At 67.2% G+C, this 10727-nt stretch carries 12 protein-coding genes; all 12 read right to left on the bottom strand.

What is annotated here, in order from left to right:
* Nucleotides 1–119: 119 nt before the first annotated feature.
* Nucleotides 120–575 (bottom strand): DUF2550 domain-containing protein, encoded by a 456-nt coding sequence (locus ACFW9D_RS24270; RefSeq protein WP_384624697.1) that lies wholly within the window; start codon nt 573–575, stop codon nt 120–122.
* Between the two features lie 146 nt (nt 576–721).
* The gene (locus ACFW9D_RS24265) at nt 722–1096 is read right to left on the bottom strand and encodes a F0F1 ATP synthase subunit epsilon (RefSeq protein WP_188336848.1); all 375 of its coding nucleotides are present in this window, start codon (nt 1094–1096) and stop codon (nt 722–724) included.
* 114 nt (nt 1097–1210) lie between these two features.
* On the bottom strand, nt 1211–2647 hold the full coding sequence (atpD, locus tag ACFW9D_RS24260) for a F0F1 ATP synthase subunit beta (RefSeq protein WP_188336849.1): 1437 nt from the start codon (nt 2645–2647) through the stop codon (nt 1211–1213).
* Nucleotides 2647–3564, bottom strand: a complete 918-nt coding sequence (locus ACFW9D_RS24255; RefSeq protein ID WP_188336850.1) for a F0F1 ATP synthase subunit gamma — start codon at nt 3562–3564, stop codon at nt 2647–2649. Before ACFW9D_RS24255 ends, atpD begins: the two co-directional genes overlap by 1 nt.
* Before the next feature lie 21 nt (nt 3565–3585).
* The gene (atpA, locus tag ACFW9D_RS24250) at nt 3586–5181 is read right to left on the bottom strand and encodes a F0F1 ATP synthase subunit alpha (protein ID WP_188336851.1); all 1596 of its coding nucleotides are present in this window, start codon (nt 5179–5181) and stop codon (nt 3586–3588) included.
* 115 nt (nt 5182–5296) lie between these two features.
* Entirely contained in the window at nt 5297–6118 is an 822-nt protein-coding gene (locus ACFW9D_RS24245; RefSeq protein WP_188336852.1) for a F0F1 ATP synthase subunit delta, read from the bottom strand.
* Complete coding sequence (locus ACFW9D_RS24240; RefSeq protein WP_384624691.1) at nt 6115–6660, bottom strand: F0F1 ATP synthase subunit B; 546 nt, start codon at nt 6658–6660, stop codon at nt 6115–6117. The genes ACFW9D_RS24245 and ACFW9D_RS24240 overlap by 4 nt, the downstream gene beginning before the upstream one ends.
* Nucleotides 6661–6703: 43 nt before the next feature.
* On the bottom strand, nt 6704–6934 hold the full coding sequence (atpE, locus tag ACFW9D_RS24235; RefSeq protein WP_384624688.1) for an ATP synthase F0 subunit C: 231 nt from the start codon (nt 6932–6934) through the stop codon (nt 6704–6706).
* 74 nt (nt 6935–7008) lie between these two features.
* On the bottom strand, nt 7009–7830 hold the full coding sequence (gene atpB / locus ACFW9D_RS24230) for a F0F1 ATP synthase subunit A (protein ID WP_384624685.1): 822 nt from the start codon (nt 7828–7830) through the stop codon (nt 7009–7011).
* A gap of 225 nt (nt 7831–8055) precedes the next feature.
* Complete coding sequence (locus tag ACFW9D_RS24225; protein ID WP_384624682.1) at nt 8056–8493, bottom strand: hypothetical protein; 438 nt, start codon at nt 8491–8493, stop codon at nt 8056–8058.
* Nucleotides 8494–8867: 374 nt separating this feature from the next.
* Nucleotides 8868–9209 carry a hypothetical protein gene (locus tag ACFW9D_RS24220; RefSeq protein ID WP_384624679.1) on the bottom strand — a complete coding sequence of 114 codons (342 nt, stop codon included), beginning with the start codon at nt 9207–9209 and terminating at the stop codon, nt 8868–8870.
* A gap of 145 nt (nt 9210–9354) precedes the next feature.
* A complete protein-coding gene (locus ACFW9D_RS24215) occupies nt 9355–10680 on the bottom strand; it encodes an MraY family glycosyltransferase (protein WP_384624676.1) in 1326 nt (441 codons plus the stop codon).
* Nucleotides 10681–10727 lie beyond the last annotated feature (47 nt).

Genomic DNA, 10727 nt, shown 5'->3' with positions numbered 1-10727 from the left:
CTTCGTGCGCGATCTCCATCAGGGCGGTGCCCCATCGGGGAAATGCGGCGCGAAGCGCCATGCATTTCAGGGGCGCGGGGAACTGCGCGACCAGCCCCCACCGGACGGAAAGCCGAAGATCAGGCCACGTTCACGCGCTGCCCGGGCGGCGCCGCCTCGAGCCACGCCAGGAAACCCGTAAGCGCATCCTCGCTCATCGCCAGCTCAAGCCGAGCGCCGCGATGCGTACAGGCGAGAACGATCGCGTCGGACAGGAGCGCGAGCTCCTCCTCGCCCTCGGGGGCCCGGCGCCCGGTGACCTCGATGGCCGCCCGCTCGAGAACCCGCCGCGGCCGGGGCGCGTAGGAGAAGACGCGGAACCACTCGACCCGGTCCCCGTTGTAGCGGGCGATGCCGTAACCCCAGCCCTTGCCGGAGGCATCGTCCGCGTCGGGCGCCGGCGCGTCCCACCGCAACGAGCAGTCGAACGTGCCGCCCGAGCGCTGGATCAGCCGCCGCCGCAGCCCGAAGACGAACAGCCCCAGCAGTACGAGTACGACGACCGCGACCACACACAACGCGACAACGAGGACCATCTGTACCGACCTCCTCGCTTCGCGACGGATCCAACGCCTGATAACGGAACAGCAAAAACAGTTGTATACCGCCTCAGCCGCGACCTGGTCCGGAGATCAACTCCGGACCGGGCCGCGGCTGAGGCACGTCCTGGGGCTCGCTGAGGTCAGCGAACCGCCACCGCACGCAGTCGGACATCGGCACGCCGCTCGGCGGACGCGTCCGCGTCCGACTTCGCGCGCTCCAGCGCCCGCTCCGCACGCTGGACATCGATCTCGTCCGACAGCTCGGCGATCTCGGCCAGCAACGACAGCTTGTTGTCCGCGAACGAGATGAAACCGCCGTGGACCGCAGCCACGACCGTCCCTCCGTCGCTCGTACGGATCGTCACGGGGCCCGACTCCAGCACACCGAGCAGCGGCTGGTGACCGGGCATGACGCCGATGTCGCCGGACGTGGTGCGTGCGACGACCAGGGTGGCCTCGCCGGACCAGACACTGCGGTCCGCGGCGACGAGCTCGACGTGCAGCTCAGCAGCCAAGGTGGGCTCCTCGGGTCACCACCCGGCGGCATTCGCTGCCGGGTGTTGGGTCAAAGTCTAGTGGGCGTTGCGGGAGGGCCGGGACAGACCCGGCCCTCCCAGAGAGCACGGGGCTCAGGAGACGCCGAGCTCCTTGGCGTTGGCCTTGAGGTCCTCAATGCCACCGCACATGAAGAACGCCTGCTCCGGGAAGTGGTCGTACTCACCGTCGATGATCGCGTTGAAGGCCGCGATCGACTCGTCCAGCGGGACGTCCGACCCGTCGACGCCGGTGAACTGCTTGGCGACGTGGGTGTTCTGGGACAGGAAGCGCTCCACGCGACGGGCGCGGTGGACAGTGAGCTTGTCCTCCTCGCCGAGCTCGTCGATACCGAGGATCGCGATGATGTCCTGGAGGTCCTTGTACTTCTGCAGAACCGTCTTGACGCGCATGGCGGCGTCGTAGTGGTCCTGCGCGATGTAGCGAGGGTCCAGGATGCGGGACGTGGAGTCCAGCGGGTCCACGGCCGGGTAGATGCCCTTCTCGGAGATCGGACGGGAGAGAACCGTCGTCGCGTCGAGGTGGGCGAACGTGGTGGCCGGGGCCGGGTCGGTCAGGTCGTCCGCGGGGACGTAGATCGCCTGCATCGAGGTGATCGAGTGACCACGGGTCGACGTGATGCGCTCCTGGAGGAGACCCATCTCGTCGGCCAGGTTCGGCTGGTAACCCACGGCGGACGGCATGCGGCCGAGCAGCGTGGAGACCTCGGAGCCGGCCTGCGTGAAGCGGAAGATGTTGTCGATGAAGAACAGCACGTCCTGCTTCTGCACATCGCGGAAGTACTCCGCCATGGTCAGACCCGCGAGGGCCACGCGCAGACGGGTGCCCGGGGGCTCGTCCATCTGGCCGAAGACAAGGGCGGTCTTGTCGATGACGCCCGAGTCCGCCATCTCCTCGATGAGGTCGTTGCCCTCACGCGTGCGCTCACCGACACCGGCGAACACGGAGACACCGTCGTGGTTGTTGGCGACGCGGTAGATCATCTCCTGGATGAGCACCGTCTTGCCGACGCCGGCACCACCGAACAGACCGATCTTTCCACCCTTGACGTACGGGGTGAGAAGGTCGATGACCTTGACGCCGGTCTCGAACATCTCGGTCTTCGACTCGAGCTCGTCGAAGTTCGGGGCCTTGCGGTGGATGGACCAGCGCTCGCCGTCGTACTGCTCGTCGACGTTCAGCACCTCACCGAGGGTGTTGAACACCTTGCCCTTGGTGAAGTCACCGACGGGGACGGAGATGCCCGTGCCCGTGTCGGTGACCGGGGCCTGGCGAACCAGACCGTCGGTGGGCTGCATCGAGATCGCGCGGACCAGGCCGTCGCCGAGGTGCTGGGCGACCTCGAGCGTCAGCGTCTTCTTCTCGCCGTCCTTGGCCGGGTCGGCCACCTCGACGTGAAGGGCGTTGTAGATGTCCGGCATCGCGTCGACGGGGAACTCCACGTCGACGACCGGGCCGATGACCCGGGCGACGCGGCCCGTGGCAGCGGCCGTCTCAACTGTCGTCGTCATTACCTGTCACTCCCCGCGGTCGCGTCGGCCAGAGCGGCAGCGCCGCCGACGATCTCGCTGATTTCGTTGGTGATCTCCGCCTGGCGGGCCGCGGAGGCCAGCCGGGAAAGCGTGTTGATGAGGTCGCCCGCGTTGTCCGTGGCCGACTTCATCGCGCGCCGCGTGGCGGCGTGCTTGGAGGCAGCCGACTGCAGCAGCGCGTTGTAGATACGGCTCTCGACGTACCGCGGCAGCAGGGCGTCGAGGACGTCCTCCGCCGACGGCTCGAAGTCGTACAGCGGCAGGATCTCGTCCTTCGCGGACGACTCCTCGGCCACCTCTTCGAGGCTGAGCGGCAGCAGCCGGCCGTCGATGGCCGTCTGCGTCATCATCGAGACGAACTCGGTGTAGACGATGTGGAGTTCATCCACGCCGCCCTCGGCCGTGTCCTTCTCGATGGCCTCGATCAGCGGGCCCGCGACCTTCTTGGCGTCCGCGTACGTCGGCTCGTCCGTGAAGCCCGTCCACTGCTCCGCGATCTTGCGCTCGCGGAAGTTGTAGTGGGCGACACCGCGACGACCGACGATGTACGAGTCGACCTGCTTGCCCTCTGCCTGCAGACGCTCGGTGAGCTGCTCCGCGGCCTTGATGGCGTTGGAGTTGAACGCACCGGCGAGACCGCGGTCACTCGTCAGCAGCAGGACTGCGGAGCGCGTGACCTGGTCGGCCTGCGTGGTCAGCGGGTGCTTGGTGTTCGACCCGGTCCCCACCGCCGTGACCGCGCGGGTGAGCTCGGTCGCGTACGGCGTGGAGGCCGCCACCTTGCGCTGCGCCTTGACGACGCGCGAGGCGGCGATCATCTCCATCGCCTTGGTGATCTTCTTGGTCGCGGTGACGGATCGGATGCGACGCTTGTAGACCCGGAGCTGGGCTCCCATGAGTCAGGTCCCTTCCTTACGTCACTTGGAGACGTTGACGGCCGGAGCGTCCTCGCCGAGCAGCTTGCCGTCCGCGGTCTCGAACTGCTTCTTGAAGTCCGCGATGGCCTCGCCGACGGCCTGAAGCGTGTCGTCCGACATCTTGCCGCCCTCCTTGATGGAGGTCATGAGGCCCTGCTCCTTGCGGTGCAGGTACTCCAGGAGCTCCTTCTCGAAGCGACGGATGTCGGCGACCGGCACGTCGTCCATCTTGCCGGTGGTGCCGGCCCAGACGGAGACGACCTGGTCCTCGGTCGGCATGGGCTGGTACTGAGCCTGCTTGAGCAGCTCGACCATGCGCTGACCGCGCTCCAGCTGCGCCTTCGACGCGGCGTCCAGGTCCGAACCGAAGGCGGCGAACGCCTCGAGCTCACGGAACTGGGCCAGGTCCACGCGCAGACGGCCGGAGACCTGCTTCATCGCCTTGTGCTGCGCGGAACCACCGACTCGGGAGACGGAGATACCGACGTTCAGCGCGGGGCGCTGACCGGCGTTGAACAGGTCCGACTCCAGGAAGCACTGGCCGTCGGTGATGGAGATGACGTTGGTCGGGATGAACGCGGAGACGTCGTTGGCCTTCGTCTCGACGATCGGCAGACCCGTCATCGAACCGGCGCCCATGTCGTCCGAGAGCTTCGCGCAGCGCTCGAGCAGACGGGAGTGCAGGTAGAAGACGTCACCGGGGTAGGCCTCGCGCCCCGGCGGGCGGCGGAGCAGCAGGGACACGGCGCGGTAGGCGTCGGCCTGCTTCGACAGGTCGTCGAAGATGATGAGGACGTGCTTGCCCTCGTACATCCACTGCTGACCGATGGCCGAACCGGTGTACGGCGCCAGGTACTTGAAGCCGGCCGGGTCGGACGCCGGGGCGGCGACGATGGTCGTGTACTCCAGCGCGCCGGCCTCTTCGAGGGCACCGCGCACGGAGGCGATGGTGGAGCCCTTCTGACCGATGGCGACGTAGATGCAGCGGACCTGCTTCGACGGGTCGCCGGTGCGCCAGTTGTCACGCTGGTTGATGATCGTGTCGACGGCCAGGGCGGTCTTGCCGGTCTGGCGGTCACCGATGATCAGCTGACGCTGACCACGGCCGACGGGGGTCATCGCGTCGACGGCCTTGTAGCCGGTCTCCATCGGCTCGTGCACCGACTTGCGCTGCATGACCGTGGGGGCCTGCAGCTCGAGGGCGCGGCGGCCGGTGGTCTCGATCTCGCCGAGGCCGTCGATCGGGTTGCCGAGCGGGTCGACGACGCGACCCAGGTAGCCCTCGCCGACGCCGACGGAGAGGACCTCACCGGTACGGGAGACCGGCTGACCCTCCTCGATGCCGCTGAACTCGCCGAGGACGATCGCACCGATCTCGCGCTCCTCGAGGTTGAGGGCGAGGCCGAGGGTGCCGTCCTCGAACTTCAGCAGTTCGTTGGCCATGGCCGAGGGCAGACCCTCGACCTTCGCGATGCCGTCGCCGGCAAGGGTGACCGTACCGACCTCCTCGCGCGAGGCCGCGTCCGGCTTGTACGCCTGGACAAAGTTCTCCAGCGCGTCCCGGATCTCCTCCGGCCGGATCGTGAGCTCCGCCATCTGGGTTCCCTGCTCTCCTTGTTGGGCCCGAAAGTCTTCTTGGGGGGTCTGGGGTCAGCCCCCAGGAATTCTCTGCACGGCCAACTAGGGCCGTAGGTAGTACGTGGTGAGTCGGTCAGCCGGCCATACGGCGGCTGGCCTCCTCGATACGGTCCGCGATCGAGCCGTTGATGACCTCGTCGCCCACCTGCACCTTGATCCCGCCGAGGACCTCGGGGTCCACGTCCAGGTTGAGGTGCATCTGGCGGCCGTAGAGCTTCGCCAGGGTCGCACCCAGGCGCTGCTTCTGCGGGTCGCTCAGCGGGACCGCGGTGGTGACGACCGCCACCATGCGCTCCCGGCGCTCGGCGGCGAGCTTGGAGAGGGACTCGAGTCCCCCTTCCAGGCTACGTCCACGCGGCGCGGTCACAAGACGCTCGACCAGGCGCTCGGTGGTGGGCATGGCCCGGCCGCCGAGGAGGCGCCGCACGAGCTCGCCACGCGCCGAGGCCGAAGCGGCCTTGTCGGTCAGCGCGGCACGCAGCTCGGTGTTGGAGGCGACGATCCGTCCGAAGCGGAACAGCTCGTCCTCGACGTCGTCCAGCTCACCGCGCTTCTGCGCCGCGGTGAGGTCCGCGATGTTCGCCAGCTCCTCGAGGGAGTCGACGAGGTCGCGGGACGCCGACCAACGGGAGCGGACCAGACCGGCCACCAGGTCGGCGGCGGGGCCGCTGACCTGGCCGCCGAGCAGGCGGGTCGCCAGCTCGGCCTTGGCGTCGCCGGCCTGCGCCGGGTCGGTCAGGACCCGACGCAGCGACACCTCGCGGTCGAGCAGCGCGGTCACCGCGGCCAGGTCGCCGGCCAGCGCCTTGGCGTCGGCCGACGTGGAGTCGGTCAGCGCGTCCAGGCGCTCACGCGCGGTGGCGAGAGCCTCGCGGCTCGCTCCGTGGGCCGTCATCGAGCAGCCTCTGCCTTCTCCTCGAGCTCGTCGAGGAAGCGGTCGATCGTGCGCGACTGCCGGGCGTGGTCCTCGAGGGACTCGCCGACCAGCTTGCCGGCCAGGTCGGTGGCCAGCTGGCCAACGTCCTGACGCAACGCCTGAGCGGCGGCCTTGCGGTCGGCGTCGATCTGGGCGTGACCTGCGGCGATGATCTCCTCACGCTGCCGCTGGCCTTCCGCACGCATCTCGGCGATGAGAGCGGCGCCCTGCTCCTGCGCCTCCTGGCGCAGCCGCGCGGCCTCGTGCCGGGCCTCGGCGAGCTGAGCCTTGTACTGCTCGAGCACGCTCTGGGCCTCGGTCTGAGCGGCCTCAGCCTTCTCGATACCGCCTTCGATGGCCTCGCGACGCTCGTCCAGAACCTTGTTGATGTTCGGGAGGAGCTTCTTGGCGAGGAAGCCGAAGACGATGACGAAGGCGATAAAGCCGATCACGAGCTCAGGGATCGGCGGAACGAGCGGGTTCTCCGCACCCTCCGCTGCGAGCTGAACCAGGGGGTTCACATCAGTGCCTTTCGTCTAATGAGGCTTGATCGTCCAGCTCGTCTTAGTAGACGAACGGCATGACCAGACCGATGAGGGCGAGCGCCTCACAGAAGGCGAAGCCGAGGATCTGGTTGGCACGGATCAGGCCGGCGGCCTCAGGCTGACGGGCAAGGGCCTGGGTGCCGTTACCGAAGATGATGCCGACGCCGACGCCGGGGCCGATGGCGGCGAGACCGTAACCGACGGAGCTGAGGGAGCCGTCGACCGCAGCGAGGGTCTGGAGAGCGGACATGCCGGTTCTTCCTTCTCTTTACTGGACCGGTGGAGATTGGCCACCGGATGTTTTAAGGGGGAAAGCGTGCGGGCTCAGTGGTGCTCGGCGAGCGCGCCCTGGATGTAGGTGCACGTCAGCAGAACGAAGACGTACGCCTGGACAGCCTGGATGAAGAGCTCGAAGGCGGTCATCACGATGGTCATGAGGAAGCTGACGCCGGAGTAGGCGATGCCGATGCCGTTCAGCATGTACCAGCTGGCGATCGTGAAGAGCAGCAGCAGGGTGTGACCCGCGAACATGTTCGCGAACAGTCGGACCGCGTGCGTGAACGGGCGGACCAGGAGGTTCGAGAAGAGCTCAATGAAGGCGGCCAGGTAGGCAACCGGGCCGAGCGACTTGTCGAAGCCGGTGAAGTTCTTGAACGCGCCGACGAAGCCGTGGCGCTTGAACGTCAGCGAGACCCATGTGATGTACACGATGCCGGCGAGTACCGCCGGGTACGAGATGATCGCCGTCACGGGGAACTGCGCGACCGGGATGATCGACCAGAGGTTCATCATCCACACGAAGAAGAAGAGCGAGACCACGAGGGGCACGTACTTCTCGCCCTCGCGCTTGCCGATCGTCTCGTAGACGATGCCGCGGCGCACGAAGTCGTAGCCGGCCTCGGCGACCATCTGGAGCTTGCCCGGGACGACCTTCGGCTTGCGGAAGGCCATCCAGAAGAAGCCGACGATGACGATCGAGCCGAGCAGCGCCAGCAGCATCGTCTTGTTGAAGTACAAGTTGCTGTCCGCGTCACCCCAGAGGGGCTCGAACATGAACGAGTGCAGGCCAGGAGCCGGAAAGCCACACCCGTCAAAAAGGTGGCAGTCGGTCTCGAAGGCGAGCACCTGCGTCGGGTCAGCACTCACCGCGGGCTCCTTCAGCGTGGCGCATAGGTACGGCAACCTCGTTGTGTCGGCGCGGCGCAGGGCCGCAGTTCGGCACGGGACTGGTGTTACGGATGTGGGGGCGGCAGTTGGGCTTCGAGCCTCGCGCTAGTGCAGGCGTCAGCTCGGATGCCCGCGCCCGCGATGCCGCAGTTGGCACCGGACGATAGCAGGGTCGGGAACCCGCCTTTATCCCGCCCCTACGGTTCACGACTTCGACCCCGAGTTCTCGGGCTTGTCGCCCTTCTGCTCGTCGGGTTCGACGTAGAGGATCTTGGCCTTCATGTGGGCGCGCGTCTGCGCGGCGATCCACGTGAGCGTGGCCACGACCAGCGTGATCGCGAACGCCTTCGGATTGAAGAACGTCGCGTCCTTGAACAGTGCGATGAAGACCACCATGAGCAGCAACTGCGCCGCGTACAGCATCAGTCCCATCATCTGGAACAGGTGCGGAAGCGATTTGGCAGTGCGTTCGAGCACCACGAGCCCCACGCCCATGAGGGCGATGACCACCAGCGTGCCGATGACCGCACCGAGCGCACCCTTGCCACCGGCGACCACAGCACTGACCACGACGGCGATGGCGCCGACGGCGGCTGTGGGCACAGCGATGTGGACAAGGGTCCGTGCGTCATTGGACGGCATGGCGGCAGCTCCGCTTGCTGGTGGGGGCAGGTGTCGTCATGGACGAGCGTAGTCCGGGGTCGAGAGGGTTCTTCGGGCCAACGGACCGTCGCACTACGGTCTTTCGGCGCTATCCCCGGTTCTCGTGAACGGTATCACAAACTATTTGATGCGGTCTTTACCTAGATGGTGTGCCAACCGTCACACATGAGAGGGAACCTGCCCGTCTGTGCGTGCGGATCGAGATTTTTTCCTGTATTGGGGCGATTTGACACCCGCACGCTGTATCCGGCGGGCCGGCATCGCATACACATGTTGACGCCCCCGAAGATCCAACCGGATCCCGGGGGCGCCAACCTCCGTTCAGGAGCCGCGCAGTGCGGCGCTCGGCACCGTCAGCAGGTCACGACCTTGTCCCACCCGACCCACGGCTGGGTCGAGGACAGGAGGGCCGTCTTGTTCTTCTTCACCGAGGTGCACGCGGAGTCGTAGCCATACTTGAAGAGGCCCTTGAGCTTCTTCGTGCCGGAGCACTTGTTCGTGACCTTGTAGGTCTTGTACCCCTCGTCCTGCGTGGTCTTCTTGACCTTGACGCAGCCCGGCACAGCGCCCTGGGCGCTGACCTCTCCGGACGGGACGGCCTGCACCTGAGGTGCGGCCACAGCAGTCGCTCCCGTGAACGCCAGCGAACCGCTGAACGCCACGACAGCCACTCCCAGCGCTACAGATTTGCGCATGTCATACCTCCACTCATGAACGAGTGGGACGCACCGCCCTGGTCAGGGACGGCACTCCCCCAATGACATGAACATTGCTATCACAGGGGATCCGTCACGCACCAGGAATCCACTCACGCCACGTGTGCAACGTGTCGCTCACGGTTCACCGCGACGACTCCGCCTTGCGCCGGTCCATGAAGCGCGAACGGCCGCCGATCGCCGTCGCTCCGTTGATGCCGGCCGGGATCGGGGTCGGTTCCGGTTCGGGGGTGGTGGGGGCGTCCGGGGAGGGGGCCTGGGGGGCCGGCTGCGGGGGCCTGCGGCGGTAGCGCGGGGGGACCAGGTGTTGGGCCCAGAGAGGGGCGCGGGGGGTGAAGCGGGGGAGCAGGAGGAGGACCAGGCCCACGAAGCTCAGGGCGACGATCGTGAGCATCACCCACATCCCCGACGCGGAGTGCACCGAGTACGCGACCGTGCCGAAGGCGATGAGCGCCGACCAGAAGTACATGATCAGCACCGCGCGGGAGTGCGAGTGGCCGATCTCGAGGAGGCGGTGGTGCAGGTGACCGCGGTCGGCGGCGAAGGGCGACTGGCCGTTCCAGGTGCGGCGCACGATCGCGAGGACCAGGTCCGCGAACGGGATCGCGATGACCGTGAGGGGCATCACGAGGGGGATGAAGACGGGGAGCATCGCGTGGGTCGTGTCCCGGGTGCTGCCGCCGAGGTTGAGGCGCAGCGCGTCCGGGTCGATCTGCCCCGTCATGGAGATGGCGCCCGCGGCGAGGACCAGACCGATGAGCATCGAGCCGGAGTCGCCCATGAAGATGCGCGCGGGATGCATGTTGTGCGGCAGGAAGCCGAGGCACATGCCCATCAGGATCGCCGCGAACAGCGTCGCGGGGGCGGCCGCCTCGATCCCGTAGCCGTACCAGATGCGGTACGCGTACAGGAAGAACGCGGCGGCGGCGATGCAGACCATGCCGGAGGCGAGGCCGTCGAGGCCGTCGACGAAGTTCACTGCGTTGATGGTGATGACGACGAGCGCGACCGTGAGGAGCGTGCCCTGCCACTGGGTCAGGGAGACCGTGCCGACACCCGGGACCGGCAGCCACAGGATCGTCAGACCCTGCATGACCATGACGCCGGCGGCGATCATCTGGCCGCCGAGCTTGATCAGGGCGTCGATCTCGAACTTGTCGTCGAGGACACCGATCAGCCAGATCAGCGCGGCGCCGGAGAGCAGCGCGCGCGGCTCGTTCGACGAGTCGAAGACCTGGTCGAGATTGGTCAGGTGGTCGGCGACCAGCAGGCCCGCGCACAGACCGAAGAACATGGCGATACCGCCGAGCCGCGGCGTGGGTTCCCGGTGCACGTCACGTGCCCGGATCTCCGGCATGGCGCCGGCCACGATCGCGAACTTCCGCACCGGGCCTGTGAGCAGATAGGTCACCGCGGCCGTGATGCAGAGCGTCAGCAGGTATTCACGCACGGGCTTCCCCACAGGTATCGCTGGCCATCTCAGCCCCACACCCTAGC

The organism is Streptomyces sp. NPDC059524, from assembly GCF_042749255.1.
Classification (GTDB): domain Bacteria; phylum Actinomycetota; class Actinomycetes; order Streptomycetales; family Streptomycetaceae; genus Streptomyces; species Streptomyces xanthii.
This window is presented reverse-complemented; position numbering and strand designations above follow the sequence as displayed.

Coding starts and splice junctions, on each gene's coding strand:
- atpE (WP_384624688.1), bottom strand. CDS start 6,934: ATGTCCGCTCTCCAGACCCTCGCTGCGGTCGACGGCTCCCTCAGCTCC.
- ACFW9D_RS24220 (WP_384624679.1), bottom strand. CDS start 9,209: ATGCGCAAATCTGTAGCGCTGGGAGTGGCTGTCGTGGCGTTCAGCGGT.
- atpD (WP_188336849.1), bottom strand. CDS start 2,647: ATGACGACGACAGTTGAGACGGCCGCTGCCACGGGCCGCGTCGCCCGG.
- atpA (WP_188336851.1), bottom strand. CDS start 5,181: ATGGCGGAGCTCACGATCCGGCCGGAGGAGATCCGGGACGCGCTGGAG.
- ACFW9D_RS24225 (WP_384624682.1), bottom strand. CDS start 8,493: ATGCCGTCCAATGACGCACGGACCCTTGTCCACATCGCTGTGCCCACA.
- ACFW9D_RS24245 (WP_188336852.1), bottom strand. CDS start 6,118: ATGACGGCCCACGGAGCGAGCCGCGAGGCTCTCGCCACCGCGCGTGAG.
- ACFW9D_RS24255 (WP_188336850.1), bottom strand. CDS start 3,564: ATGGGAGCCCAGCTCCGGGTCTACAAGCGTCGCATCCGATCCGTCACC.
- ACFW9D_RS24270 (WP_384624697.1), bottom strand. CDS start 575: ATGGTCCTCGTTGTCGCGTTGTGTGTGGTCGCGGTCGTCGTACTCGTA.